Here is a 26,511-nt window from a genome sequence, read left to right as displayed (position 1 = left end):
TGTTTTATTAGGCCTCATGTTGCCAAGATAGGCTAAATAGCGCCCTGCAAAATTCTCAAAGAAAGATTGTACTTTGAGGTGATAAAACTCTGTTTGTATTCTTTCTGACATGGTTGTCCCTTTTTTTAAAGTATGCAAAGGCAGGGGCAATCCATAGGTCATGCCCCCGTTTGGTGTTTTTAAGACGAACGACTTCCTACGCGTTTATCAGCGTATTAGTCAAAACGGTCTGAAATTAACCTAATGGTGGCGAATCAAGTGATTTCTTGTATGAGAAACATTGAATATTAAGGACAGAATAAACTAATATAACGTAGGTCATGATTTTTACTCTCTAAAGTAAATTATTGTGGCTTAGCTGGCAGTTGGGACTACGAATCCCTTCTATCAGCGCTTTTTAAAATAAGCTAAAATATTTAGCCATTTCATCTTATTTTATTATCTTGTTGATTTCAATAAAAATTTACACTTTGAGGGTTTGCGCTACAAGGCAAGCTCTCTATGTGATTGATAAGCCCAATAGCAGTAATAATTAATTTTCTTTTCTTATAAGCTCCGTCAACTACCTGCAGAATTGCTGCCCATCCCCAACACCCTCAATTTGTTACTTGGATAGCAATCATGAGCTGTTAATACTTATGGGTAATGATGTGCAAAAGTAGGGCACTTTAATCGGCTTATAGTAATCTAACTCTTTGATTCCCCAATCGAAAGAGGACTAAAGTGCCAAGAAAAGATATTATCCTAAATTTGCCTGGTTATACAAAACCAAGGTGACAGGAAACAATCCTGTTTATATTAAAATAAATTACAATCGAATTGTTCGGTGTATTTATTGCAATGGAAAACGTCTAAGGAAGAAAGATAGTTTTGAGCGCAAGATACGGCATGAATCACTAGGCTTACGTTATAGTTATTTGTGTATCAAAGCGCATAAGTTTCAATGTTATGAGTGTAAGCGCTATTTTAATCAGCGTTTTCCAGGGATGGAGAGAGGAAAAAGTTTAAGCCAATCTGTGTTTGCAAAATATTTAAATGTCAGTCCTGCAATAATTTGCGGCATAAAACCACCTAAAACTTGCATACTAATATCAATCTTTGGTCGTGATGATTCTGCTAAAATCTGCTAATAGCCCTTTTTGAATTGATTTGGAAAATATTTTTGAACTAAATTTTCAAGAATTATAACTGTTTCAGCATCAGGTTCACCTGAAATGTCATTTTGTCTGAAATGCATTTGGAATGCTTGCAAAACATTGCGTGTTTGTTGATCTAACTTTCCGGTAATTTCAATAGGATAACCATATGTTTTTAAATTTTCTTGGAGCTCGTGAAAATTTATGGTTATTGCCTTTTTTATATCACGAATTTTTTCCGCAACTTGCTGCTCATCAAACCAAGCACCAATATTATTCTCAAAAAGTTTTTTCCATGGAAATAAAGGACCCGGGTCTTGTTTTCTTCCTGGTGCTATATCACTATGACCTATTACATTAACCGGTTCAATTTTGTAATCATCAACAATTTTTTTTGCAAGTGCTATAACAGTTTCAATTTGATATTCTTCATAAGGATACCAATATCGTTTTCCCTTATCATCTTTATAACCCAAATTAACAATTTCTATTCCGATGGAAGTGTCATTAATATTTGTTCGTGTTCCCCACCTGCTAACACCCGCATGCCAAGCACGTTTCCTATCTTCTACTAATTGAAAGACTTTTCGTTCGCCCTCAATAGAAGCTTCTGGAACTAAATAATGTGCACTTACCTCTCTTTTGGGATCGGTTAACGTTTTTAATGAATTATCAAAATCCAACGCCGTATAATGCAAAACTAAATAGCGAATACGTTGATTAAAATTTGGCGAAGAATGGATTGGGTCAATAATTAAATTATCATTATTCTTCATTGTTACCCCCTTGTAAAACAATTTTTTAAAAATTAAAACAACGTAACTATATGAAATTAAAATAAAATCTTCAAGTTGTTTGAAATTTTAATAAAGCTACCACTGAAGTTACCATTCATCAAATAGTAATGATTATCATTTGCATTTACAATATGATTCTATTAGACTAAACTCGTTTATTTGATTGAATTGACAGGATTATATTTTTTACTAGCCAAGGATATTTATGAAAAATTACAATTATGATGCTTTGTTTGAGTTTGTTTACGAACTAATTAATACACAAATTGAAAAGTATGTAAACTTAGTTAAAATTGGGATTGGACCTGATGCCTCAATAAATGCGAATTTGGTTTTAGATGAAGTCACTGAGCTAATGGATTCTGCAAAAAATTTGCTGATGCATATAGAAAAACCACCACATACTCATGAGGAATTTGTAATTATCTTAGAACAAGTGAGATTTTATTTAGAACAAGAACAATTGCGTGGCACTGCAAGTTATTTGCTTGATGAAAATAAAGTCCATTCAGGACAAATAGATTGGATGAATAAACAATTTGGAGTTTTTTCTGAATTTTCTGCCGCAGCGGATATTGATATGAGCCGCCCAGCTCTAGCGATAACGGAGAGTCAAAAACAATGTGAACACGATAGCAATGCTATTGCTTTTTATATATTAGATATAGCGAAAAAATTAAAATCAGATCCTAAAATTGAATTTGAACAATCTTTTCCTAAACATGCAGCGATAATCCTGAGAAGAAATGCTTCACCTGAAATTAACAGATATAATCAGCCCAATATTTCTCAAAAAATTGATGAATTACACGCCAGGACAAATACGTTTTTGAAACAGTCTAACTTAAAAAAGCGTGATGATTTATTTTGTATAGCTGATTTGAATAAAAAACAGTTAACACATCAGGAACTGCTCACGCAACTTTTGAGCCGTTATCAATTGGTTAAACCAAATTCAAAATTATTTTCGCAAGAGGACCAAGACCATCAAATCAGCTCCACTCAATCAAAGAGTATATTAAATTCAGTTTTAAGTAAGAGAGGTTTTTTTAGTACTGTAGCTGTAATAGGAATTCCAATTTCATTAGTGTTGATTAATTACCTGAAGCAAAAGCAAGAGGATCCAATGCAAAGAGCACAATTAAATTAAATACTAGTATATATAACATTTTGTTACAACAAAATTGGAGAGCTTACCTTCGTAATTGGGAAGGCTCTATCACAAAAAATACATGTTATTAGAATCAATAGAATAATTTTATTAAATTGGAAATAATAACGATAGTCCTCAAAATTAGAAAAAACAACTTACAGCTGACTTCATCTGCCGTTATCATTAAACCGCTTTATTACAGAATAATCGTTATATTAATGAAGTATACCTAGGAGAAAGATTATAAATGACCATTCCCAATTTTCTTCGATTGTTACAAGGTGTTTTGCTCGGTGATATAAATGCCTGGACTCAATGGAACCATTATAAAAAATCCAATGCATTTTCTGAAAACTTTATTAACGAGGTCTTATCCATTCTCCAAGAAAAGCTAATACAAAACCCTAATGATTCATATGCTTTAATCTTGCGTGCTTATATGCACCAGTTTGGCCAAGGTGGTCCGGTGAACTATACTGCCGCTGTAGACCTTTATGAACAAGCTATTGAATTAGGTAATAGTGAGTCCATGAGTAATCGCGCTTGTATGCACGTGTTTGGCCAAGGTGGTCTAGTGAACTATGTTGCCGCCATTGACCTATTTGAACAGGCTATTGAATTAGGCCATAGTACAGCGATGAGTAATCGCGCATCTATGCACTTTTTTGGTCAAGGTGGTCCAGTGAACTATGCTGCCGCCATTGATCTTTTTGAACGGGCTATTGAATTAGATAATAGTACGGCTATGAATAATCGCGCTTCGATGCACATGTTTGGCCAAGGTGGTCCAGTGAACTATGCTGCCGCTATTCTTCTTTATGATCGAGCTATTAAATTAGGTAATACTACGGCGATGAATAATCGCGCTTACATGCATTTCAATGGTCAAGGAGGTTCAGTGGACCATAACGCCGCGATTGCTCTTTATAAACACGCTTATTTTATTGAGCAGAATGAACCTCCATTAAGTGCGTTAAAACACATTTTTGAGAAAACAAAAAGTCTAAAGGCACGGCATGCACTGATATTATGTTATTTAAAAAGTGATCAAATTAATGCGGCAAGAATACTGTCTGCACAACATGACAGAGAATTAAATTTACTTCTTTATCCATTTCTCCATCAATCTATGAATGAATTACCTAAGAATATACAATTCACACAAAGGCTAATTGATTTCTTCACTGAAATTTATGATGGGGAAAATGACGATGAACGCTTAAAATACATTCAATTTAAAATAGCTTTATATAATAAAGAAGAACAGCTTGCCTTCGATTTATATGCCGCTTATTTAGGCGAAAATCATCAACTTACTGCATTTGATTTTTATCGTCTTGGCAGTTTCTGCTTAAGTGGTATTGAAGGCTTATCACCTGAAAATAAAATTAAAAAATGGGAACAAGCTTGCGAATTTTTTCTTAAAGGATTTCACCAAGGTGATAAAGATTGTAAAACAATGCTCATTCATATCTTGGCTGCCAAAGAAGCTTTGGAAGCAGGACTTTCTGCCCCTAGGTATTGTCTGCAAAAAAACGTGGAGCAAGCAAATTACCAAAATCAAGAATTGATTAATCGTTTTAGCCATAAAATACAGCAAAATCGGCGTGAAGCAAGTACTCTGCATAAAACAGCTTTGTTAACATTTATTACAATTAAAAAACATCGCCTACAAAAAGGGAAAACCAGTAGTAAATCAATGAAATTAGCCCAAAAGATAGTACCTGCATTAAATCACGCTCCTTTAGAAATAATCTTAAAAAAACCGCAGGTTTTAAATCACATTAAAAAAGAAGGCGCTTTATACAAGATACTCAATGGTTTTTTTGCGTCAGACGAGGATAATCCATTGAAATTAATAATGAATGAACACGATTGCCAAGCAATAATAAAACAAACGAATAGTGGCAGAGCAATCTATCAAGTATTAACCACTGGTAAATACATCTCATCCAAAGGTTTAAGAATACTTGCCCAACATCAAGGGCAAACCCTTGATTATATCAAGTCGCTTTCCGGTAAAATACAAGAAGATGCTCTCAAGAAAGCGTTAGATAGTAATTCGTCATTAGGTCAATATTTTCATCTTAAATGCTGCTTTTTCACACCTCACGGAACACAATATCCCCTAAAAGCCCTTAAACAAATGCACAAGATGAAACCATAATTTTTACATTTTTTTATTTATCCCCTTTTAAGTACTTTGCCGCAAGTAAGTGCAACAAGTTACGACCAAATTTTTTGATTTACTTAAAGAAAGTGAAAATAACAAAAAATCGGAACAGCTCATTAAAGCGCGACAGAATACGGTATTTAACATACTGCACACAGAGATATCCACAGAAAATGTGGATATCTAGTTGATGTCTCACAATGCTCAATGGTCTTATCAGTAGCTATCCATCAAGCAGGTCTTAAAATTTTAGCTAAAACCCTGCTTAAAGAGCAGCTTAGTCACAATAAAGAACAATTAATTAAACTGGTAATATATTCCTTGCTCAAGTAACTCTCTAAGACCAGTAAGCGCATCTGTTTTTTCTACTCCGAAATATAATAAGCCTTTAAACAGCAATTAATTTTTAATATTCAATATAATGCTTTGCGATACACCGCATTACATGCATTGTTTGCGCATAATTTAAACGAGGGTCCACCAAGCTCTTATAATTTTTCTTAAAGTCAGTTATTGAACTACTAATAGACGATTTATAATCTACACATTCTGTTACATTCTGATGTGTTGCTTCAAGATGAATGGCATTAAGTTGACTACTCAATTTTCTATGAATCAAAAAAGAACTCTTGATTTCCTCAATAATATTGCTGAGCTTTCTTATCTTTATCCCCGAATTTAGGGTTTCAGTATTTCCGTGCATGGGATCACAACTCCATAAAACAGTACGTTGTGTTTTTTTCACTGCTTCAATTAATTGTGGCAGAATGTGATGGACCTGCTGCACCCCTAATCTGGGAATTAGCGTGATACGTCCAGCAAGATAATCAGGATCTAATTGATTAATTATCTTTATAAGTGTTGGAATAGAGGTATCTGGCCCTATTTTTATTGCAAGCGGATTAGCAATTTTTTCCAAATAGTCAATGTGCTCAATACTATTGACGGTATGTTTACCAAGCCAGGGAAAATGGGTTGAAAGGTTGTAATGTAATCCCGTTTGTTTATCCAGTCGAGTTAACGCTTGTTCATAATAGAGTAATAAGGCCTCATGGCTTGTATATATTTTTTGGTCTGTCTTTAATTCTCGATTCCATTGATTAATTTCTTGATAAATAGATGTCGAACAATTACAACTCAGTAGCATTCGCCAGGGATCTTGGGTACGGTGTTGTTTATGAAATTGATTTACCATATCGCCAAAGTAAAAATAAATCTTTTCATTTTGAGAGGTTTCATAAGGATGGCTTCTAAGCTTTGCATAATGTCCTGCTATTCGTCCAACCTGAATTACACTATTCCCAGTTTTTCTTTGAAAAAACTCCGCTAACTGCTGCATAAACTCTAACTTTGCATAAGTTGTATCTTGGTCACATTCATAAAAATTTTCCGCACAATCTCCTGATTGGATTAAAAAATATTTTCCTACGGCTGCTCTTGCCACCAATTTACGGAGCTTATTTATTTCTTTGATAGAAACTAATGGTACTTGGGATTTTAAAATGTTTTGCATGTATATCAATTTATTAGTGGAATGATAAAATGGAGGGTATTGCTTTCCCTGATTTTTAATTTGCTGGACAGATTCGTACATATTCACAACTCCTTGTAGCTAGACTTAGCCTTATAATTTTAATCTTTAGTACTTCTTCGCATTTATATATATAAAACAATCATAAATAAATATTTAATAATATTTTTTAAATCATATATAGTTTTAATAAATCATACAATAATTCCTATGGGTTTATTTGCATTAATTATAATAAAATGTTATTTTTCCCATCAGATTATTTATTTTATGGGTTTTTTTTATCATGAAATTATTGGTTAACATTGTCGGTGCAGGACATCTTGGAAAAACGATAGGCAATTTACTTTTAAAACATCAATTAGTAACGATTGGAGGTATTTGTAATACATCAAAAATAAGTGCTGAATCCGCGATAAAATTTATTGGAGGAGGTACGTATTATCCTGCCATTTGCGAATTACCTTCTGCTGATATTACATTTATAACCACACCTGACGATCTAATTAAACAAGCCTGTGATGAATTATCAAAAAACCCTTTCTTAAAACAAGAAAATATTGTCTTACATTGTAGTGGTTCTCTCACTTCAGATACATTAAATTCAGCATCAAATAAAGGTTGTTTTGTAGCAAGTGTACATCCTATGAGAAGCTTTGCAAAACCTGAATTAAGTATTGAGGAGTATCAGGGAACTTATTGTGCTATGGAAGGAGATGAAAAATCTCTTCCAATACTCAAATCTTTATTTGAAAAAATTGGCTCAATTACTTATCAAATTGATAAATCAAAAAAATCTTTGTACCATGCTGCGGGAGTGTTTTCTTCTAATTATTTGGTAACTCTTGCTCAACAAGCCTTAACATGCATGCAAGAATCTGGAGTAGAAACAGAAATTGCCATGCATATTATTACAAACCTAATGAAAGGCTCTATATCTAATCTTGAAAAAACTTTATCTCCCAAACAATCCTTAACTGGACCAATCCAAAGAGGTGATGTTTCGACTATAGAAAAACATATGGATGCGTTATATGATGAAGACAGGAAGATCTTATACTCGTCTCTAGGAAGAGCGACTCTTGCATTAACCACACATAAGCATGAAAAAAAAGAAATTATTGAAAAGGCATTGACAACTGATGTAAAGAAAGATCCTCAACAACCTCATCTCTTTTTTTGAAATTATCTTGGGTTAGATTTTACTAACCCAAATCAAGTTTCTTTTTAAATGGATTTAATCTCAACAATTGATCTTTAATATTATTAGATAATTTAGGGGTTAATTTTTTAGCGCTGAACCCTTCTCTAAACCCCACCCTATAACCTAAATCATGCGCATCATCACTTCTCATCTCATTAATAAGTTCTCTAGATGCACTAATATGTTTTTCTGAGTATCTTGTTATTTTTCCAAATGAATCTTTGAGAAGGATGGTACCATTTCTATCAATTTCTAATACTTGAAATTTTCGTCTACGCTCCTTAATGGTATAATCTAACCGTGTGATTACTACAGCATCCTGGGGACTAAGTCCAACTAATGCATTTGGATCAGTGAGCAACTCTTCTGTTGTATATTTTGGAAATGCATTTTTTCCAACTAATTGCATAACACAAATTTCATGGCCATACGATTTGCTATAAATAATATCATCTAAGCGGAGAGTATATTGCGGCTCAAATTTATTTACCAAACCACCTAAAAAACTTACGACATTACATGGCTTCATCCTGCTGAACTCCTAATAAAACGTTTCCAACTAAGACGAAAAATAAAATTACTGATTTTTCGAATTTTTACCTCTTAACATCATAATTATATAGAAAAGGGTTATAATTTATTCCATGATCAAAAACATCGCAATTTTCCCACTTTTTGACTTTAGCTGCAATAATAGAAACTAATGGCGCGACCACTAAAGCAAAAATTAATTTGTAATACCAAACACTAATAATTATTTTCCATATTTCTAGAGGAGATTTTAATCCAACGTATAATGTGACATATGCTACAAAACACAATACAAATTCGCTAATAGAGCTTGATAAGATCGTTCTAATCCAGAAACTTTTCCCATTCATCCATATTTTTATTTTTGACATTAGAAATGCATTTGTAAACATTCCACTCGACACTGACATACAGCTAGTAATGTTAGTTCTTATTATATGTTTAAACGTCTCATTATAATTAATATTATTCAAATCATTAGCAGGGTTGGGAAAGTTGATTGCTACAGTAATTAAAATGCCAAATAAAAATTGACATATGAGCGCATTCCATATTAATTTTCTTGATATTTGATAACCATATACATCTGCAATTATATCTCCAAGTGAAAATACAATTGGAATTATTAATCCACTTACAGGTACATTTGTTCCAAAAAGCGTTGTCATTCTAAATGCAGTAATATCACAGACTATAAAGATGGTTATAAAAAGCATCATAAAAAAATACACATACCTATATTGAGTATAATTTAGAGCATGCGCATTTAAATCCTTAGAATGCATTATTTGATCTTCCACCATTTACCTATATGACTCAATTGACTTTGTTACTACACCAATAATTTTATAACGTTCAAAATGCTTCATCTCTCCAAATCCAGGATTTACTGGTTTAAAATAAAAATCATTTCCATTCATGAATATTTGTCTAAAAACAGGCGCGTCGTTTGAGCTGTCACTTAAATTACATAAAACATAATCACCTTCGACTGGCTTAAGATTCGGCTCGATAATAACAATTGAGTTACTTTGAAATGCAGGTTTCAGAACATCACTATTAATAGCAACTCCAAAAACATCTTCTGAGGTTATACCAGCTGCCCCAATAAATTTTAAAACTTTAGCATTTTTTCTTCCATGAGCTATTTCTTCTAACGAATATACAGATATAGGTACTAAATTCCCCATTTTCTTTTTATTTTTATATTCAAGGCTTGAAAGATCTTCATAAAGAAATGCATCCATCTCAACTCTAAAAAAATCGATAAGTGGCTCGATAGACGATACAGTTGGATTGCCACTATCTCTTTTTAGTCTCGCTAATGTTGCAGCAGGTACTCCTGTTGCGATTGATAGCTGTTTAATATCCAAGGAATGTTGGGATAGTAGATAAGTTAAGTTGGCACTGAGGAATGATTTTTTTTTCTCTTTTTTAAAAGTACATATCATTTTTATTAACAAATATAATATTTTTATCTAAAAAATAACAGAATATGCTTATAAATACAATTTTAACATTCATATATGAAGAAGTTTATTTATAAAAAATTTAACATAATAGTTCCTACCCTCTTAAGAAACATTTGATCAGTTCTTGCCATAACGAATATCAATAAACACAGCTTCAATCAAATTGGTGCACGCTAGTTTTTCAAAAGTAGCTTGGCGATACTGTTCCACTCTTCTTATTGATATTTAAAAAAACAAAGCAATTTCTTTAATCGTTTTGTCTTGAGCAGAAAGGTACAGGCATTGATTCTCTTCTTCAGTTAATCGAAAATCTAGATAAATTACTATCCGGACCTATAAGGCCTTTTTTGTGTGGGTTTTTGGTGGCTTTATTTTGGAATCCAATTTGATCTTATGTAATAATATTTATATCAATAACATTATACCTATGATACGTATAATATAAATATTAATACGTTGACACAATGGAACCTACTTACTCTGTAAAAGATTTTGTTGGCGGTATTTAATATATGGCTGAATCTGACTTAGAGAAATGCTTTGGATATGATTGTATTATCGAAACCAGTGAGGGTACTTTTTTTCGTAGATTACTACAAAGAAAAAATGGATATGCCTTGGTCTGTTTAAATGCTCAAACAAAGACTGAAGAACCTGTAATTTTTACAAAGAAAATTCTTGCGGTAACACCTATCCTTTGACACCGCTGGAAATTTAATAAGCCGGAACAAACCACAGACATGAAATATTTATCTAAAATAAGGAACATTATATGAAAAATGCGCTTATTACAGGAGCGAATAAAGGGATTGGTTTAGAGTTTGCTCGCCAGCTTAAAAGTAATGGATATTATATAATTGGATGCTGCCGCAACCCATCTCAAGCAAATAATCTCAATAAGTTTGCGGATGAAATCATTAAATTAGATGTGACGATTGATGATGATATAGTATCACTGAAAGAAACCCTTAATAACCGCCCAATAGATTTTCTAATCAACAATGCCGGTACTAGTGGAGAGCAAGGTGTAACTGTCGGCAATATCAGTAGAGAGAACTTCATTCATGTACTCAATGTAAACTGCATTAGCGTTATTAAAATATGTGATGCTTTACTACCCAACGTTCAAAAAAGCCAAGAAAAAAATATTTTAGTCATTAGTTCACGAATGGGTAGTATCTCTGATAATAAGCAGGGTCGCTCATATGCTTATCGTTCTAGTAAAGCCGCTTTAAATTGTGCAATGCGTAGCTTCGCAATAGACGTGGAAGCAACAGGTATTCACGTCATGTTAATTCATCCAGGATGGGTTAAAACAGATATGGGTGGGCCTAATGCTTTGATTGATATTCAAACTAGTGTTACTGGCATGCTCAATCAAGCTGAACAATATTTTTCTAAAAGCCATGCTGAAATACTACACCGCTTTGATGGTGGAACTATAGCTTGGTAATTAGTTGTAATTTCGCCCAATATAATAATAGAGCATTCGGATAGCATTTTGCTATGTTACCCGTATTTTTTCTCGCGCTTAAAAAAAGAGAGGATTATGGATAATTATGGAAATAACCAATTTGGTTTTATGAGTCAGCAAAAGAAATTTTTTAAGACTTTTGCAAAAGAATATTTAGCCTTTCTAGGAAATGCCAAGCCTACCGCAAAACACGTGTCAGAAATGCAAAATGTACTGTCGCATGGTGGGTACGGCAAGTGATTTATCTAGATTTTCGTTTAAACAAAAAAGAGAACCAATGCTTGTACCTGTTTGCGCAAGGAAAAACGATTAAAGAAATTGCTTTGTTTTTCAAGTGACAGTAAGAAGAGTGGAACAGCATCGCCAAGCTATTTTTGAAAAAAAAACTAACATGTACCAATATGATTGAAGCTGTTTTTATTGGTATTCGTTATGGCAAGATAAGTCCATTGAATGAACAAAATTGCCTCGGTTTATCGTAGTTATTTTTATTGAGCATCGATTGGGTTAAGGGGCCATCCGCAAAATCTTTAGTCTTGAGTCAATAAATAATACCTGGCCAATAATAATAAATAAGGCAGCTACAACAAGTGATAGTTCTATAGGAAATAAACTACCCATTTTCAAGATTAAAATAATTTGTTGTGCCGCTACACTAGCACCAAAAAAACCAAAAACTAAACTAAAATAGCGAGTCAAATATGGAAAAACTGGTAATAAAATTAAAACGCCTAGTAAACCAATCATTGTACGTTCACAGCGGCAATAGATACACTTGGGAACTAAATGATTTAAATCCATCGTCCAAGTTACCAGAGAAAGCACTATTGATATAGTTCCAATAAATAAAGCAAATTGTTTACGGGACATAAAAGTGCTCCCATTAAAAAGTTAAATATGTCCCATTATTGCCTATGGATGACTATAAAGAAAGCATTTTTGATAACTCCCTCTTGCTAAAGTGAAGCATTACCTATGCAAGTAGCTTGAGAAATATTATACATCGTAGAGTAGATTTCTTTTTGCCGAATAATAAAATTCTTATCCCAAAATACCTGGATAGTTTTTAGGATATTGAATTAATTTTTTTCAATTAATGACATCTCTAATCCCTTAATTATGCCTAACTTTATAATTAAACCAGATAGAGTTTATACTCATAGATATTAGGTCTGATGACAATTTTTAAATATTTTCAAAAAAAGACAAGACGTTGTGGATATTTCTACTTGCAGAAAGATCATCGAAAAACAAGGAACAAGGAATGATTAAGAATGTTGACTTTTTACTTATTGGCGGAGGATCGTCCTGTGCATTTAATGCGGAGACATTAAGAAAAGAAGGAGCAACAGGCAACATCATTATTCTATCTGCCGAAAGCTTCCTTCCCTATTATCGCCCTCAACTTCCCAAAGCATTCCTACTTGGGAAAAGAACTGTGGAACAACTTCTTATATTCGATGAAAGTTACTACAAAAAAAATGATATCGAGGTAATTCTTGATACAAAGGCACTAGCTGTTGACCCAAAAAACAAAATCGTGAAAACAGATAATGCCGGCAATTTTCATTTTAAGCAATTGCTTATTGCTACTGGTTGTAGCCCCAAAAAAGTAGACATTCCTGGAAATAATTTAACTAAAATTTATTATCTAAAAACAATTATCGATGCGCAACCAATCATTCAAGAAATAAAAAAAGCAAAGAAAGTAGTCATTTTTGGAGGAGATTTTATTGGTATTGAGGTTGCATCTTTATTAATCAAACAAAATATAAAAGTTACTATTGTTACGGAAGAATTTCATTTATTTAACGTGAGACCTTCTATCGAAATAGGTACTTTCATTGCAAATCAAGGTGTTGAAGTGATTCTCCATGAAACAATAAAAAAATTTCATGGTAAGAGTTCTGTCAAATCAGTGGAAACAAGTACTGGTAAAATTATAGCGTGTGACTGTGTAATTATTGCAGATAACTATTTACCTGAGACGGATTTTCTTAATGGCAGTGGAATTCATGTTGATGATGGCATTCTTGTGAATCAATACCTACAAACAAATATAGTAGATATCTTTTCTGCAGGTGATGTTACTAATTTTTTTGATCCTGTATTTAGAAGATTCCATAGAAATGGCGGTATCGATAATGCAATGAAACAAGGCAGGATTTCAGCATTAAATATGATGGGAATGAGAAAAAGTTATAACAGTGCATCCTACTTCTATTTTCAAGCCTTTGATAATTCTATTACTGTTATCGGCGATACAACCGACGCTAAAGAACGAATTGTCAGAGGCTCAATAGAGAAAAAAAACTTTGCCCTTTTTTATTTAAAGAATGGATTTTTACAAGGAGCATTTTTTTCCGGAAGACCAATAGAAGAAATTAAAGCGGTGGAATCGCTTATTCTCAATCGAGTCAATTTAAAATTTCACAAAAAACAACTTCTTAATCTTAATGTTTCTCTTGCAGAAATAGCAACCCAGAGAATTCTTACTCTGCAAGGTGGAGGTGCCCTCGGTGCTTTTGAATGTGGGGTGGTGAAGGCGATGGAGGAATATGGCATTTATCCAGATATTGTTTCCGGCATTTCTATAGGGGCATTTAATTCAGCAATTATTGCTGCAAATCCGAGACATGCAACAGAGGCATTAGAAGCATTTTGGAGTGATCTCTCACTGGATATGTTAAACGTCGCAAATGAACAAATGCGACGGCTTTTCTCTTCTTGGCACGCAATTGTTTACGGGTCTCCCAACTTTTTCTATCCACGATGGGCTATGACATTGAATAGCCCAGAACAATTTCCTATAAACTGGACAAGTTTTTATGATGTTTCTTCAGTGAAAAATCTTTTGAACAAATACATCGATTTCGAAAAATTAAAAGATAGCCCTATTCGTTTACTTGTCATGGCAGTTAATGTTGAGACCTCAGAATTTGAAACATTTGATAGCTATACAGACATCATCACACCCGAACATATTCTTGCTAGTGGCAGTCTGCCTCCCGGATTTCCATGGACGACAATAAATAATAAACATTACTGGGATGGAGGAATCGTTACCAATACACCAATTGACTCCACACTGGAGATCTGTGGTTCAACAAACAAAGAAATTTATATAGTAGAACTTTATTCAAGAAATCGTTCACTTCCTCAAAATATGATAGAGGTTCTCACAAGAAAAGATGAGATCTTATTCGCAGAAAAGATAAGAAAAGACATACAAACCCGAGATCTCATTAATGTATACAAAAGGCTTATTGAACGGATTTTGATCTTTTGTGAACCTACTCTAGCTGAAGAAATCAGACAATTACCTGTTTATATTCAAACAATGGGCGATCCAGGCATCCATTCCATTACCAGGATTACACGCAAGGTTGGAAAAGACGAACCCTATGCATGGGACTCTGACTTTTCAAGAGAAACTATTGAACAACTTAAAGAACAAGGTTACAAAACTACGAAACAAATACTCGCAAAAAAGTCAAAAAAAAGTTCTAGTTAGACAATGATGTAACTTAATGCCTAATGCTTATGAAGGAGGAAAAGCCGTTTGCAATATTATTTAAATAAACTAACCTTTTATCATAAGATAATTTAAAAGGATTTTTATGCAAGCACGTGCTTTCAATAGTATTGCAATAGATAAAAAAAAGGAGTCTTCACAAAATCTTCACTCAATAAAGATAAAAGATGAAATTCATTATTATTTAAATTTACCTGACAAAATTGTGGATGAATTGCATTCTAAAACCAATACATCATCTATTATATTAAAAGAAAAGATATAAAGCAGAATCTGCAGCCCAATATTATTGCTCCAGTATCTATCTCGATTTGTACAAGCTGATCATGAGCGGATCGAAGTAATAATCAACTGATGTTAATATTAAATCCATTAGCTTTAAGGACAGGCTTTATTCAATAGTAAACATAATAGGGAGCTTAATTCATGTGGCAAAAACAGTTTTATCTTATCTCCCTGTTTATTTGTCTCGCTCTATTGGGGCTGACTTTTATTTGGCCTAATAGCGCTTATTTTTATATGGTTGTTATTCCAATTTTCATACTAGGTGTAGTCGACACTTTTTCTCAAAATAACATTCTTTATAATTATCCAGTCATTGGTCATATTCGTTTCTTAATGGAATTTATTAGTCCCGAAATCAGGCAATATTTTCTTGAGGATGATAAAAGTGGACGACCTTATAACCGCGAGCAACGAGACTTAATAAAAAACAGAGCTCAAAATAGGAATGGAATCCATCCTTTTGGTACAGAACAGGATATTAAAGTTGAGGGTTATAATTTTACTTTGCATTCAATGGCTGTGAAGTCAGTTCCTCCTGAAGCGGCTCGTGTTATAGTTGGTGGGCCAGAGTGCAAACAACCTTATAATAGTTCGAGACTTAATATTTCCTCAATGAGTTTTGGTGCATTGAGTTCTCGTGCTGTTCTAGCTATGAATAAAGGCGCTAAATTAGGTGAATTTTCACAAGATACTGGTGAAGGAGGACTAACGTCATATCATCTCGAATACAACGCCGATATAGTTTGGGAAATCGGCACTGCCTATTTCGGATGTCGTACTCCCGGAGGACGTTTTAATGATGAAGAATTTCGCAAAAAGTCAAATCATAATGCGGTTAAAATGATTGCAATAAAATTATCACAAGGTGCTAAACCAAGTGATGGCGGTTTTTTACCTGGGGTTAAGGTTAGCAAAGAAATTGCCTATTTTCGGGATATACCTGAAGGTAAAGACTGCCAATCACCTGCGGTTCATCCAGAATTCAATACTCCCCGTGGCTTATTAGAATTTGTCTTGCGACTAAGACAATTATGTGGAGGTAAACCAGTAGGTTTTAAATTATGTGTTGGACGACGTAGTGATTTTTTAGGGATATGCAAAGCAATGCTAGTCACTGGAATTACTCCAGATTTTATTACTATTGACGGTGCTGAAGGTGGAACCGGAGCTGCACCAAGTGAATTTTCTGACTATGTTGGACTCGCATTGGACGAAGCATTACCTTTTGTGCATTCAAGTCTCGTCGGGTGTAATCTACGAAAACATATTCGCTTAATCGTGAGTGGTAAAATAGTTGATGGCTTTGATATGTTACAAAAAATAGCACTTGGCGCAGATTTGTGTAATGTAGCCCGGCCAATGATGTTTGCCGTCGGCTGCATCCAAGCACTTCGTTGTCATACGGGAAACTGTCCTACAGGGGTTACAACTCAAGACCCCAAACGTGCCAAAGCCATCGATATTGATACCAAGGCACTCTATGTAAAAAATTATCAACAGGACACAATTAAAAACTTCTTAGATCTAGTGGGCGCCGTAGGCGTTGATCATCCTGACAAGTTGACCCCCGATATGATTTGGCATCGTTTGGGAAATCAAAAGGCAGTAACCTATGCTCAACTTTATGATTATTTACAGCCGGGTGCTCTTTTAAACGGACAAATCCCAGCTGATTTTGCAAAAGACTGGGAGCAAGCAAACGCTGATTATTACTATTGCGTTTAGCTCTAAAAACACTCCCTATTTCAAGATAAGCTCCTGATCTTGACCCTGAAGGGAGCAGACTTTATAAAAAAATATTTAAACCAAGTGTAAAATTGCCTTTTCACATTTTATTTTAAAGCCTTAAATCGCATTTTTTTTAAAATCCAGCTAAGATAAATTTCATTTAAAAATCATAAGGAATGGATCGATATGAATGATTTTTTTCAAATACCCCCGCACTTGGGAAATCAATATGAAGAAGATCGCATTCTTAAGAACTATCTAGCATGGAGGCTCCCTGCGGCCATGCTGAACGAAATTAAGTCTGAATTACATCATTTTGGTCAACGCGTTATTACAGAGATCCATCAGCTGGGTCAAGAAGCGGAGGCATCTCCACCTAAACATATTCCCTATGATCCTTGGGGTAAACGTATTGATCGCATCGAAGTTTCTTCTGCATGGAATAAATTAGATAAGATTTCCGCACAAGAGAAATTAATTGCTATTGGTTATGAACGTCGACATGGGGCTTTATCGCGTATTCATCAATTTATCAAACTGTATTTATTTCATCCTTCCTCAGCAATCTATACCTGCCCACTAGCGATGACTGATGGTGCAGCTCGGGTCTTAGAACTTCATGCCGATACATCATTAAAAAAACATGCCTTTTCTCATCTGACTTCCTCTGATCCGAAACAATTCTGGACTTCAGGTCAATGGATGACCGAACGGACAGGTGGCTCAGACGTAAGTGGTACGGCAACTACTGCTAAAGCTGATGGATCCAGATTTCTGCTGAATGGCGTTAAATGGTTTACCTCTGCAACTACTTCCCAGGTAGCCATCACCCTGGCTCGAATTGAAGGATCACCTGCGGGCAGTAGAGGACTTAGTTTATTTTATCTAGAACTCCGTGATCCGAATGGGAACCTCAATGGTATTCGCATTAATCGTTTAAAAGATAAATTGGGCACCTGTGCTTTGCCCACTGCAGAACTTACTCTTGAGAATACCTCAGCAATTTTAATTGGTAGTGCTGAAGAAGGAGTCAAAAAAATCTCAACACTATTTAATATTACACGCATATACAATGCCTGTTGCGCTGTGGGATACATGCGTCGCGCCATTGCTCTTGCTCGTGATTATGCTTCCAAACGTATAGCCTTTGGGCGTCCTTTATCACAACACGGACTTCATTTAGAAACCTTAGCAAACATGCAAATTGAATTTAGCGGTGCATTTTTTCTGGTTTTTCATGTTGTTGAATTGTTGGGAAAAGAGGAATCAGGTGAAGCAACAGACTCTGAGCGAACGGTATTACGGTTATTAACACCACTAGTAAAACTTTATACTGCAAAACAAGCAATTGCTTTAGTGAGCGAAGCTTTAGAGGCATTTGGTGGCGCTGGTTATATCGAAGATACTGGACTTCCACAATTACTACGAAATGCACAAGTTCTATCAATTTGGGAAGGAACAACCAATATCCTCAGTCTGGATGTTTTACGCACTATTCACCGAGATAATGCTGCAAAAACCTTTCTTAATGACATTCAAAAACGCTTAAATCAAATCACGAGCCAAAAACTCCTCTCTTCCAAAAATAAAACTCAAGAGGCGCTACAAACACTCCAATCCTATATCGATTTGATGGCGCAAATGAGCGATGAGGAACAACACATTGGGGCTCGTCAGTTTGCTTTTGCAATGACGCAAACTTATATCGCCAGTTTATTGCTAGAATATGCGCAATGGTCTTTGCAACAGAATAAAGATCCCCAAGCAAGCATTACGGCTATTCGTTGGTGTGGAAAAAATCTTACCGATCTCTTGCTCGTTTCTAAAATTTATCAAAAAAACTCACGAATGCTGGCTATGGATGAAGGCTAACAAGACAATAGAGTTTTTCGAAACATGATCTACTTTGTTTCAGAAATTACCTATTCAAATTTACTGAGTGAAGCATTCTCCTGCAAAAATTTTTTTACTGCTAATAAATCAAGATAAGTTTTTTTCTTATCCGCTGGATTACGCAAAAGATAAGCAGGATGATAGCTAACTATAAAGGGAGTATTTTTATAATAATGCACGGTATTGCGTAATTGCTTCAATGCAAGCGATTTATTTAATAAAAATTGTCCGGCAAAACGTCCCAAAGCAAGAATTAGACTGGGTCTTAAAAGCTCTATCTGACGCATCAGATAAGAACTGCATTGAATAATTTCCTCAAGTTGCGGATCGCGATTATTGGGAGGTCTGCATTTTAAAACATTGGCGATATAAAAATCTTTTTCAAACAGTTCGACACTCTGCATCATTTTGTTCAATAATCCACCTGCTTTGCCTACGAAAGGCAAACCTTGCTGATCCTCATAAAAGCCAGGAGCTTCGCCAATAATCATTAGATTAGCTTGTGAACTACCCCGAAAAAAAACAGTTTGTTTACGAGTCTTATGAAGAGAACAGCGGGTACACGCAGCAACTTCTTTTGATAATAAAGATAATTGCACTTCACAAGGTGAAACAGGATGCAAATAAGATAACCCTTCAGACATAAAAAACTCATTTCCTTGACATCTTCCCCTCTTCTAAAAGAAATAGGGACCACACACCAGACCCCTACAACCTTGCACACATAAGATCTAGTGACAAAATACTAACCATTTATTATAAATAAATCAGAACAAAAAATTTCTTGCAAACTATTCCTCTTTTAAATAAGTGAATATGACTAATTTCAGAACACTAATCTATACTCAAAATGTGAGCCCACAAAATTAGTTTAAAAATAACACGGATTGGCCACATAAAAGGAGCTTTTTATGAAATTTAATTATTTAGTTACCTTCCTAATCTTATTACCATTTTATGCATTTAGCAATTCTCATGATAATTTTAAATTCATGACCTTATCTTCGCACAATGAAAATAAAAATACTCAATCAACAATTTTCACTAACGAATCCACAAACTTTAAACATTCCACATCCTTCACACGAACTATTGATTTCCCAACACAAATTATTCGAATGGACAGTAATGTAGAAAATCAGCAGATAACTTGTAAGACGGTCCATGATCAAATCAATAAAATTTTAGTAGAAAATATTGCAAACAATCATTTTATTTATGCAATTTACATTAGCTGTCACTATAATCCAGAAACGTATCTTGCGACACAATTTACTATTAATAGTTATTTTGATCCGGCAAATGACGAAGGAGTTACTTATTTAAAATCCTATCTTGGAGAATACAATGGTTCTAATTTCTTAGGGACTAAATTAAAAATTGAATCGGCTAAAGGATTAATTATTTCATTGAGTATGGCTGCAGGAATGAAAAAAAATCCAACGAAACCTCCTTTTATTGAATATCGAAGAGATCGCAGTAATCTTTATTTTAAAAATAACTACGAAATGAAAAATAAATTATTTACGGATATTTACCAAAATTTCTACTCAAATGAGCCTGATTTGGTTCTTTCCTTTTTGAACAAATGGATATTTTCCCACGCAGATTCACTGTATAAAGCCATATTAAGGGATTCAAATTATGCAGAATTACAACCCGAACGAATTTTTCTCATGGAAAATGATGGGGAACTCTTTGTTTCTGTCTTAAAACAATATTTTATGCATTATTGTGAACAATATGACAATCATCGATGCTTAAAAAAACCTATCTAATACCAACATCGGTCGCAGATGATAAATACATTAATTAACCCCACTCAGGTTCTAATGCAGAAGAAAGCTTTTGTTTTACCCCAATGCTTTCTTCTGCCAATGCCTTATCATTAACAATCTTGGTTACACACGCATCGGACCAAACATTTAACGCCGTTTCTAACATATCTATTAACCCATAAAAAGGTAAAATAACACCCATTAATACGATAGGAATATTCATGCTGGATAAAAGACTAATACTGAGGAAAAAACATCCCATGGGTACCCCGGCATTACCAATAGCAGCTACTGTAGCCACTAAAATCCATAACCCCATGGTGGCCAAAGAAATGGATATGCCATGATTTTGCATCAGATAAATTACTGTAGCAAAGATAAATGCCGAGCAACCATTCATATTAATACTGGTACATAAAGGTAAAACAAATCGACTTATATTTGGTTTAACTTGTAAATTTTTTTCTATGGTATCCATTGTGACCGGTAAAGTCCCAACCGAAGATTTGGAAAAAAATGCAACTGATAAGGCAGGAAGTAAAGCACGCATAGCAGCAAAAGGCTTAACCCCATTTTTTTTCAACCACAATGGTAATACTACAAAGCCCTGTATCAAATTAGCTAAGATAATAATTAATAAATATTGTCCTATGCCTTTGATGTCCATACCTGAACGTAATTGCACAACCGTTGAGGTAATAAAACCAAACAGCCCTAAGGGAATGATGGTGATAATCCAACGCGTCATTACTAAAAAAATCCCGTGTGCACCACGAAAAAAACAGGTAATAACTTGACGCGACTCTGCATCAGGAATTTGACGTACAGCAATACCAATAATAATACTGAGAAACAGCACACCCATAACCTGCTGTTCAAGGAAAGGTGATAATAAATTAGTCGGAATAATGCTCGCTAAATATCCAAAATATCCAAGACTATTTATTGATTGAGTACTATGCGCTATATTCACTTGTACTGAACTAGGATTAATTACAAGATACAACAAGCAACTAATTGTTGCAGCGACAACAGTGGTTAAAAAAGTATACTTGACCGTTCTTAGCCAAATTTTTTTCATTAATCCATCTGTTGTATAGTTTGCTAAGGTTACAATAATGGATAAAGAAATAATCGGTAAACTGATGCACTTAAATATTTTTATAAATAAGTCAGAAAGTAGTAACCCAATATCTTTTAAAAAGGGAATGTTAGACATACCACTTAAAATACCCAAACTTATTATTAAAGCGTAAATCAAAGGAGTATTAAAGAGGAGTTTTTTCGTTTTCTGATGCGCTGCACACATGACTGAATCCTTAAAATAAATCATTAAAAAACAAATAAGAAATTATTTACAGCAACAACACGAAGAAAATAACTTCAAATATGAATTAATTAAAGGATGGATCACAAGATATGAAGTAAATAGCATAGAAAACCCGCTCTGACTTAAATATGCACAACAAGAACTTATTTTAACATAGTTATAATGTTCGTCAATAGGTTAATTCATTTCACCACCAAAAATCAAATTATAGATATCCGCATGAAATTTAAAGTTGTTTCGGCGGAATTTCAGGAATACTGGAAAAATCACACTTGCAATTACCTGTTGCTTCGGGAGGATACGGTACCTCTGAAAAATCAGAAGGATAGCACACCGACACGTTCCATGCTGAATCACCAGGATTTACTACTTTAGGCAAAGACCAGTAATTTTTCGCGGTATATACGTGCCCCTTTTCACTTTCCCATATAGGTGGGGTAAATTGAGCCTTATAAATTAATTTTTGTCCATTGGTTTTACAAGGAAAAGTAACCCGCGCCCAGGATTTTCCAGCAGGCACTGTTACAGTAGTCAAAACTTCATCAGTTGAAGTATCCACTACCTGAACAGTAACATTATATTTAATCCAACAATTATCTTTAGCCAGTGTATAATAACAAGTAATGGCCCAGAGTGGATTAGCAAACAGCCCAGATAGTGTTAACATGAGCAGTTTTTTTAACATAATCTTATCCCTTTAATCATTAATTACCTTCTACTAGTATATACCTAACTTCTAGCCGAAGACACTTTACTCAATGAAATTCTATAATCTGGTTAAGTAAAGGGTTGATTTTATTAGCCGAGATGTATAAGCTTGCCCCCATGGAGAGGTGGCCGAGTGGTTGAAGGCGCACGCCTGGAAAGTGTGTATACGGAAACGTATCGAGGGTTCGAATCCCTCTCTCTCCGCCAAAGTTAATATTCCCAGCTATATGACCATTCATTTAGGGATAAAAGCGATGAAGAACTACTTTACGCGACTACTAATTACCATAGGAATTTTATTCTCATTTACTCCCTATGCTGGAAATTTCTCTCCCAAGCTCACATCACAGGATCAGCCGTGGTCAATTACAGGCAGTATAGGCGATAGCAATTTTCAAATAAAAGCCAGAGAGAGAAACTTTGTCATAGGTCGATTAGCACTTGGAAATGAACTATTACTTGCAGGAGACATTGCATTAGGTCTGGAATTAGGGCTACAAACAGGTAATAAAATTTGCCTGAATATTCCCAAAGAAACGTTAAATCTTATTAAGTGGTTCCCAATGCGTACCACTCTTTCCCCCGTTATCGATTTGTTAATTACCACCAAAACTGATCCAATCGGTAATAGTTCTTTTTTTGCCCAATTAAAAGGCGGCCTCGCCTACAGACATTGGAAAATTGAACGCATTCCTGTCAACGAAATATCTCAACTTGCAGGTGAAGTGCAAGCAGGATTTGGTTATCCAATTACTGCCCTAGCTAATTTAAGCTTGTTATATCAGGGAATATACGGTAATACACCTAATGTTCAGCTCAACTCTTATTCTAAAATCGAAAATCTAGCTAATATTCCTACCTTACATGCGATTTTATTAGGTCTTTCTGTCAATTTATAATAAAACTTGCGTGTTCCGGCGACAAACTCAATCTTTGCGAACCTAAATCGTTCTCTACTTTTTCTTATTTTTAAAAAGACTATAATTTAATTGATTGTTAATTTTTTATGCACACGGGGTGCTATTATGATCGAAAATCATTTTGCCTATAAAATAACTCATGGAAATCACGGCTTCCTTTACCCTCATTTTGAATTACAAAAAGAAAAGATGGTGGATTTATTAAAAGAGATAGAAAGACAACATTATGATGGTTTATTCTGGGTATTTAAACAGTTTGATAATCAACCACCAGAACAGCTTTGCATTATAGATTGTTCACATAATCGAATTTATTATCATTATTCTGGTGATGTTGAAGATTTAAAAGAAACCATTTGCAAATTAGATCATTAATGGTGCTTTTTGTATCAATTTAACTTATTAAAACCCTAGACAAATGATTTTTTTTTAGTCACTATTCGACTATCAAATAATCTCTTTTCTTATTCCTTTTGTTGCAAACATTGGGATAAAGTGGCCCAGATGCAGGCTTTGAGAAGGTTTCTAACTTATATAGCCCCCAGGGTGAATTACTCAAAAATAAATTAAGGGTAAATTGCAATGTATTTAAAAAAAAGTAAAACAATTGTTCTAAGTATTATTCTCTTGAGTTTCTTGCAATCAGCCTATGCAACCACATTAAAATCTGCAGTAGATGATACAACTATTCAAAATGCGATTTTAATTCACATTAATAAATACAGACAGCAGCATGGACTTTCGCAATTAAAAATGGATCAGAAGATAGTAAAAGAAGCGAAACAACATTCAATTGATATGGCAACCCATAAAATGCCCTTTGGCCATAAAGATTTTACAAAGCGTATTGCCCACTTACATACACGCGTTAAAAATTCAGGCGCTGGCGCTGAAAATGTTGCATACAACTATAAAAACGCGAGTACTGTAGTTCAACAATGGCTGCTCAGTCCTGGCCATAAAAGAAACATAGTTGGTAACTACAATCTAACCGGAATAGGTATTGCTAAGGATCTCCAAGGCAGAATATATTACACCCAAATTTTTCTCCGTACCAATCAGGATAAACACTTAATAACAAGAATATGAATTCATAAACTTTTTCTAAGTCTTTAAAAACGAATGAGTCCATATACGTTGCCTAATCATTACTAAATTTTTGCAATAAAACGCCAAAATTTAATGGTATTCGTTCAAAGAATAACCTATTATTGAATCATAGATAGTACATATTGGTCAGCCAAACATCACGTTTTTGGGAGCCAGATTGAGAGTGCGGTGTGCATGTTTAGCATAGACTAAAAAGCCTAAAACACTCCGGAGGAGTCCACCTTTGTGAATAAGGACTGAACTCAATTTTACTGTCTATTTTAACTCCAAAAACAAGGGCGTATTTGATACGCCCTTTCTATTTGGGAAATTTGTAACCTAGCAAAATATTTTAAATTCCAATAAGATAAAACTATTTTAGGTAAAAAGGATTTGCCATGATGATTGTAACTCTATTGGAAAAAAAAAGTGAAACACGAGTAGCAATTACGCCTAACTCAGCAAAATATTACCTCAAATCAGGATTTGAAGTAAGTATTGAAAAAAATGCCGGACTTGCTGCAGGCTTTTCAGATGTAGATTTTGAAAACGTAGGCGTGCATATTGAGCAAGATAAAAATAAACTTTTGAAAAAAACCAATATCCTGCTTTGTGTTAATGAACCTGATCCCAAAGATTTGACGGGTTTACCTCCAAACGCGCTGCTCATAGGTCAAATAGATAACGAGCCACAAGGTAAACTAATTGCATGGAGCAAAGAAAAGCAAATTACCTTGCTCTCCATGAATCTTATCCCCAGAATCAGTCGTGCTCAAAATATGGATAGTTTATCTTCACAAGCAAATTTGGCGGGTTACAGAGCCGTTTTAGAAGCAACCAATCAATTTCACAGAGCAATTCCCATGATGATGACAGCTGCTGGTATGATTCAACCAGCCAAAGTACTTACTCTAGGTGCTGGCGTGGCAGGCTTGCAAGCAATTGCAACTGCTAAACGCTTAGGGGCGGTAGTTTATTCCTTTGATGTAAGAAATGCTGCCAAAGAACAGGTAGAAAGTTTAGGTGCTGAATTCATCGAAGTACCTAAGAATCATGACAGTGAAACTGAAGGTGTTTATGCTTCCGAAACCAGCGAAGAATATAAAAAATTACAAGCAGACCTTATCGATCGCTACGCTAAACTAGCTGATATAGTTATTTCTACTGCATTAATTCCTGGAAGAAAAGCACCAATATTACTTTATAAAAAAACTATAGAACAAATGAAGCCAGGCTCAGTGGTGGTCGATCTGGCAACAGCTCGTGGAGGGAATTGTGAAATTAGCGTTCTTGACAAAACTATAAAGCATCGAGAAATCACTATAATTGGTTTGAGTAACATGGCAGGCCTTGTCCCTACTACAGCAAGTGAGCTTTATGCCAATAACCTGCATCACCTCATTAATTTATTAGCGAATACTCCTCCTGAAATACAGTTTAATCCAGATGATGAAATTATCCAACAAGCAGTTCTTTGCCACCAAGGCCGATATCTGCCATTCCAGGAAACCAAGGAGAAACAAAATGCATGAGAATTATATTACGATACTTACTATTTTCGTATTGGCCTGTTTTGTAGGATATTATGTTGTATGGAAAGTAACACCCGCACTCCATACGCCTTTAATGTCCGTAACTAATGCCATCTCCAGTATTATTATTCTCGGTGCACTCATTGCAGCCGGCTCTCATTTAACGGGAAAAATAACCTGGATAGGAGGTTTCGCAATATTCATTACTTCAATTAATATTTTTGGTGGCTTTGTAGTAACTC

25 protein-coding genes, 1 tRNA gene and 1 pseudogene are annotated in these 26,511 nt (G+C 34.6%); 18 read left to right on the top strand and 9 right to left on the bottom strand.

All coding sequences use genetic code 11. The features are described from left to right. Positions 1 to 723 precede the first annotated feature (723 nt). Positions 724 to 1,019, top strand: a pseudogene (locus WA877_RS05640) (transposase family protein); the annotation flags it as partial. A gap of 107 nt (positions 1,020 to 1,126) precedes the next feature. On the opposite strand, the gene WA877_RS05635 reads toward WA877_RS05640, so the two are convergent. Next, positions 1,127 to 1,912 carry an N-acetylmuramoyl-L-alanine amidase gene (locus WA877_RS05635; protein ID WP_425169958.1) on the bottom strand — a complete coding sequence of 262 codons (786 nt, stop codon included), beginning with the start codon at positions 1,910 to 1,912 and terminating at the stop codon, positions 1,127 to 1,129. Between the two features lie 226 nt (positions 1,913 to 2,138). Here WA877_RS05635 and WA877_RS05630 point away from each other — a divergent pair, with 226 nt between their 5' ends. Together WA877_RS05630 and WA877_RS05625 are read left to right on the top strand one after the other, a co-directional pair. After that, positions 2,139 to 3,083 (top strand): hypothetical protein, encoded by a 945-nt coding sequence (locus tag WA877_RS05630; protein ID WP_425169957.1) that lies wholly within the window; start codon positions 2,139 to 2,141, stop codon positions 3,081 to 3,083. A 250-nt stretch (positions 3,084 to 3,333) separates the two neighbouring features. Further along, positions 3,334 to 5,253 carry a tetratricopeptide repeat protein gene (locus WA877_RS05625; protein WP_425169956.1) on the top strand — a complete coding sequence of 640 codons (1,920 nt, stop codon included), beginning with the start codon at positions 3,334 to 3,336 and terminating at the stop codon, positions 5,251 to 5,253. Positions 5,254 to 5,665: 412 nt separating this feature from the next. Here the strand turns inward: WA877_RS05625 and WA877_RS05620 are convergent, their stop codons facing one another. Further along, positions 5,666 to 6,853 carry a 3-deoxy-7-phosphoheptulonate synthase gene (locus tag WA877_RS05620; RefSeq protein WP_425169955.1) on the bottom strand — a complete coding sequence of 396 codons (1,188 nt, stop codon included), beginning with the start codon at positions 6,851 to 6,853 and terminating at the stop codon, positions 5,666 to 5,668. A 223-nt stretch (positions 6,854 to 7,076) separates the two neighbouring features. Here WA877_RS05620 and WA877_RS05615 point away from each other — a divergent pair, with 223 nt between their 5' ends. After that, positions 7,077 to 7,973 carry a Rossmann-like and DUF2520 domain-containing protein gene (locus tag WA877_RS05615; RefSeq protein ID WP_425169954.1) on the top strand — a complete coding sequence of 299 codons (897 nt, stop codon included), beginning with the start codon at positions 7,077 to 7,079 and terminating at the stop codon, positions 7,971 to 7,973. A 22-nt stretch (positions 7,974 to 7,995) separates the two neighbouring features. On the opposite strand, the gene WA877_RS05610 is transcribed toward WA877_RS05615, so the two are convergent. From WA877_RS05610 to WA877_RS05600, 3 genes are all read right to left on the bottom strand, one after another. Beyond that, on the bottom strand, positions 7,996 to 8,523 hold the full coding sequence (locus WA877_RS05610) for a hypothetical protein (RefSeq protein WP_425169953.1): 528 nt from the start codon (positions 8,521 to 8,523) through the stop codon (positions 7,996 to 7,998). A gap of 67 nt (positions 8,524 to 8,590) precedes the next feature. Further along, positions 8,591 to 9,328 (bottom strand): VUT family protein, encoded by a 738-nt coding sequence (locus WA877_RS05605; protein WP_425169952.1) that lies wholly within the window; start codon positions 9,326 to 9,328, stop codon positions 8,591 to 8,593. Beyond that, the gene (locus WA877_RS05600; RefSeq protein WP_425169951.1) at positions 9,329 to 9,988 is read right to left on the bottom strand and encodes a S24 family peptidase; all 660 of its coding nucleotides are present in this window, start codon (positions 9,986 to 9,988) and stop codon (positions 9,329 to 9,331) included. It lies immediately after the preceding gene. Between the two features lie 521 nt (positions 9,989 to 10,509). On the opposite strand from WA877_RS05600, the gene WA877_RS05595 reads away from it, so the two are divergent. From WA877_RS05595 to WA877_RS05585, 3 genes are all read left to right on the top strand, one after another. Then, entirely contained in the window at positions 10,510 to 10,698 is a 189-nt protein-coding gene (locus tag WA877_RS05595; protein WP_425169950.1) for a hypothetical protein, read from the top strand. A 71-nt stretch (positions 10,699 to 10,769) separates the two neighbouring features. Beyond that, positions 10,770 to 11,450 (top strand): SDR family oxidoreductase, encoded by a 681-nt coding sequence (locus WA877_RS05590; protein WP_425169949.1) that lies wholly within the window; start codon positions 10,770 to 10,772, stop codon positions 11,448 to 11,450. A 96-nt stretch (positions 11,451 to 11,546) separates the two neighbouring features. Continuing rightward, positions 11,547 to 11,711: a hypothetical protein gene (locus WA877_RS05585; RefSeq protein ID WP_425169948.1), complete on the top strand. Its 165-nt coding sequence runs from the start codon at positions 11,547 to 11,549 to the stop codon at positions 11,709 to 11,711. A 267-nt stretch (positions 11,712 to 11,978) separates the two neighbouring features. Here the strand turns inward: WA877_RS05585 and WA877_RS05580 are convergent, their stop codons facing one another. Then, positions 11,979 to 12,341 carry a hypothetical protein gene (locus tag WA877_RS05580; protein WP_425169947.1) on the bottom strand — a complete coding sequence of 121 codons (363 nt, stop codon included), beginning with the start codon at positions 12,339 to 12,341 and terminating at the stop codon, positions 11,979 to 11,981. A 394-nt stretch (positions 12,342 to 12,735) separates the two neighbouring features. On the opposite strand from WA877_RS05580, the gene WA877_RS05575 reads away from it, so the two are divergent. The 4 genes from WA877_RS05575 to WA877_RS05560 all read left to right on the top strand — a co-directional run bounded on the left by WA877_RS05575 (position 12,736) and on the right by WA877_RS05560 (position 18,891). Next, positions 12,736 to 14,985, top strand: a complete 2,250-nt coding sequence (locus tag WA877_RS05575) for an FAD-dependent oxidoreductase (protein ID WP_425169946.1) — start codon at positions 12,736 to 12,738, stop codon at positions 14,983 to 14,985. 106 nt (positions 14,986 to 15,091) lie between these two features. Next, positions 15,092 to 15,271 (top strand): hypothetical protein, encoded by a 180-nt coding sequence (locus WA877_RS05570; protein WP_425169945.1) that lies wholly within the window; start codon positions 15,092 to 15,094, stop codon positions 15,269 to 15,271. A 161-nt stretch (positions 15,272 to 15,432) separates the two neighbouring features. Continuing rightward, positions 15,433 to 17,016 (top strand): FMN-binding glutamate synthase family protein, encoded by a 1,584-nt coding sequence (locus tag WA877_RS05565; protein WP_425169944.1) that lies wholly within the window; start codon positions 15,433 to 15,435, stop codon positions 17,014 to 17,016. 189 nt (positions 17,017 to 17,205) lie between these two features. Next, complete coding sequence (locus WA877_RS05560) at positions 17,206 to 18,891, top strand: acyl-CoA dehydrogenase family protein (protein WP_425169943.1); 1,686 nt, start codon at positions 17,206 to 17,208, stop codon at positions 18,889 to 18,891. A 50-nt stretch (positions 18,892 to 18,941) separates the two neighbouring features. Here WA877_RS05560 and WA877_RS05555 read toward each other — a convergent pair whose 3' ends face one another. Beyond that, a complete protein-coding gene (locus WA877_RS05555) occupies positions 18,942 to 19,556 on the bottom strand; it encodes a uracil-DNA glycosylase (RefSeq protein WP_425169942.1) in 615 nt (204 codons plus the stop codon). A gap of 267 nt (positions 19,557 to 19,823) precedes the next feature. Between WA877_RS05555 and WA877_RS05550 the strand changes: the two genes are divergently transcribed. Continuing rightward, positions 19,824 to 20,690: an Lpg0189 family type II secretion system effector gene (locus WA877_RS05550; RefSeq protein ID WP_425169941.1), complete on the top strand. Its 867-nt coding sequence runs from the start codon at positions 19,824 to 19,826 to the stop codon at positions 20,688 to 20,690. A gap of 34 nt (positions 20,691 to 20,724) precedes the next feature. Here the strand turns inward: WA877_RS05550 and WA877_RS05545 are convergent, their stop codons facing one another. Together WA877_RS05545 and WA877_RS05540 are read right to left on the bottom strand one after the other, a co-directional pair. After that, the gene (locus WA877_RS05545) at positions 20,725 to 21,999 is read right to left on the bottom strand and encodes a dicarboxylate/amino acid:cation symporter (protein ID WP_425169940.1); all 1,275 of its coding nucleotides are present in this window, start codon (positions 21,997 to 21,999) and stop codon (positions 20,725 to 20,727) included. Between the two features lie 247 nt (positions 22,000 to 22,246). Then, positions 22,247 to 22,705 (bottom strand): hypothetical protein, encoded by a 459-nt coding sequence (locus tag WA877_RS05540; RefSeq protein WP_425169939.1) that lies wholly within the window; start codon positions 22,703 to 22,705, stop codon positions 22,247 to 22,249. A gap of 142 nt (positions 22,706 to 22,847) precedes the next feature. Between WA877_RS05540 and WA877_RS05535 the strand changes: the two genes are divergently transcribed. The 6 genes from WA877_RS05535 to WA877_RS05510 form a co-directional block, all read left to right on the top strand. Further along, a tRNA-Ser gene (locus WA877_RS05535) sits at positions 22,848 to 22,935 on the top strand. A gap of 47 nt (positions 22,936 to 22,982) precedes the next feature. After that, complete coding sequence (locus WA877_RS05530) at positions 22,983 to 23,627, top strand: hypothetical protein (RefSeq protein WP_425169938.1); 645 nt, start codon at positions 22,983 to 22,985, stop codon at positions 23,625 to 23,627. A gap of 126 nt (positions 23,628 to 23,753) precedes the next feature. Further along, the gene (locus tag WA877_RS05525; RefSeq protein WP_425169937.1) at positions 23,754 to 24,023 is read left to right on the top strand and encodes a hypothetical protein; all 270 of its coding nucleotides are present in this window, start codon (positions 23,754 to 23,756) and stop codon (positions 24,021 to 24,023) included. Between the two features lie 207 nt (positions 24,024 to 24,230). Then, a complete protein-coding gene (locus WA877_RS05520) occupies positions 24,231 to 24,737 on the top strand; it encodes a CAP domain-containing protein (RefSeq protein ID WP_425169936.1) in 507 nt (168 codons plus the stop codon). A gap of 398 nt (positions 24,738 to 25,135) precedes the next feature. Then, the gene (locus WA877_RS05515; RefSeq protein ID WP_425169935.1) at positions 25,136 to 26,269 is read left to right on the top strand and encodes a Re/Si-specific NAD(P)(+) transhydrogenase subunit alpha; all 1,134 of its coding nucleotides are present in this window, start codon (positions 25,136 to 25,138) and stop codon (positions 26,267 to 26,269) included. Then, on the top strand, positions 26,262 to 26,511 hold a 250-nt coding region (locus WA877_RS05510), incomplete at its 3' end, for a proton-translocating transhydrogenase family protein (RefSeq protein WP_425169934.1). The genes WA877_RS05515 and WA877_RS05510, both read left to right, overlap by 8 nt.

Source organism: Legionella sp. (genome assembly GCF_049790535.1).
GTDB lineage: Bacteria > Pseudomonadota > Gammaproteobacteria > Legionellales > Legionellaceae > Legionella.
This window is presented reverse-complemented; position numbering and strand designations above follow the sequence as displayed.

What these genes read in the sequence shown, in the direction of transcription:
- WA877_RS05635 (WP_425169958.1), bottom strand. Translation starts at nt 1,912, where the DNA reads ATGAAGAATAATGATAATTTAATTATTGACCCAATCCATTCTTCGCCA.
- WA877_RS05630 (WP_425169957.1), top strand. Translation starts at nt 2,139, where the DNA reads ATGAAAAATTACAATTATGATGCTTTGTTTGAGTTTGTTTACGAACTA.
- WA877_RS05625 (WP_425169956.1), top strand. Translation starts at nt 3,334, where the DNA reads ATGACCATTCCCAATTTTCTTCGATTGTTACAAGGTGTTTTGCTCGGT.
- WA877_RS05620 (WP_425169955.1), bottom strand. Translation starts at nt 6,853, where the DNA reads ATGTACGAATCTGTCCAGCAAATTAAAAATCAGGGAAAGCAATACCCT.
- WA877_RS05615 (WP_425169954.1), top strand. Translation starts at nt 7,077, where the DNA reads ATGAAATTATTGGTTAACATTGTCGGTGCAGGACATCTTGGAAAAACG.
- WA877_RS05610 (WP_425169953.1), bottom strand. Translation starts at nt 8,523, where the DNA reads ATGAAGCCATGTAATGTCGTAAGTTTTTTAGGTGGTTTGGTAAATAAA.
- WA877_RS05605 (WP_425169952.1), bottom strand. Translation starts at nt 9,328, where the DNA reads ATGGTGGAAGATCAAATAATGCATTCTAAGGATTTAAATGCGCATGCT.
- WA877_RS05595 (WP_425169950.1), top strand. Translation starts at nt 10,510, where the DNA reads ATGGCTGAATCTGACTTAGAGAAATGCTTTGGATATGATTGTATTATC.
- WA877_RS05590 (WP_425169949.1), top strand. Translation starts at nt 10,770, where the DNA reads ATGAAAAATGCGCTTATTACAGGAGCGAATAAAGGGATTGGTTTAGAG.
- WA877_RS05585 (WP_425169948.1), top strand. Translation starts at nt 11,547, where the DNA reads ATGGATAATTATGGAAATAACCAATTTGGTTTTATGAGTCAGCAAAAG.
- WA877_RS05580 (WP_425169947.1), bottom strand. Translation starts at nt 12,341, where the DNA reads ATGTCCCGTAAACAATTTGCTTTATTTATTGGAACTATATCAATAGTG.
- WA877_RS05575 (WP_425169946.1), top strand. Translation starts at nt 12,736, where the DNA reads ATGATTAAGAATGTTGACTTTTTACTTATTGGCGGAGGATCGTCCTGT.
- WA877_RS05570 (WP_425169945.1), top strand. Translation starts at nt 15,092, where the DNA reads ATGCAAGCACGTGCTTTCAATAGTATTGCAATAGATAAAAAAAAGGAG.
- WA877_RS05565 (WP_425169944.1), top strand. Translation starts at nt 15,433, where the DNA reads ATGTGGCAAAAACAGTTTTATCTTATCTCCCTGTTTATTTGTCTCGCT.
- WA877_RS05560 (WP_425169943.1), top strand. Translation starts at nt 17,206, where the DNA reads ATGAATGATTTTTTTCAAATACCCCCGCACTTGGGAAATCAATATGAA.
- WA877_RS05555 (WP_425169942.1), bottom strand. Translation starts at nt 19,556, where the DNA reads ATGTCTGAAGGGTTATCTTATTTGCATCCTGTTTCACCTTGTGAAGTG.
- WA877_RS05550 (WP_425169941.1), top strand. Translation starts at nt 19,824, where the DNA reads ATGAAATTTAATTATTTAGTTACCTTCCTAATCTTATTACCATTTTAT.
- WA877_RS05545 (WP_425169940.1), bottom strand. Translation starts at nt 21,999, where the DNA reads ATGTGTGCAGCGCATCAGAAAACGAAAAAACTCCTCTTTAATACTCCT.
- WA877_RS05540 (WP_425169939.1), bottom strand. Translation starts at nt 22,705, where the DNA reads ATGTTAAAAAAACTGCTCATGTTAACACTATCTGGGCTGTTTGCTAAT.
- WA877_RS05530 (WP_425169938.1), top strand. Translation starts at nt 22,983, where the DNA reads ATGAAGAACTACTTTACGCGACTACTAATTACCATAGGAATTTTATTC.
- WA877_RS05525 (WP_425169937.1), top strand. Translation starts at nt 23,754, where the DNA reads ATGATCGAAAATCATTTTGCCTATAAAATAACTCATGGAAATCACGGC.
- WA877_RS05520 (WP_425169936.1), top strand. Translation starts at nt 24,231, where the DNA reads ATGTATTTAAAAAAAAGTAAAACAATTGTTCTAAGTATTATTCTCTTG.
- WA877_RS05515 (WP_425169935.1), top strand. Translation starts at nt 25,136, where the DNA reads ATGATGATTGTAACTCTATTGGAAAAAAAAAGTGAAACACGAGTAGCA.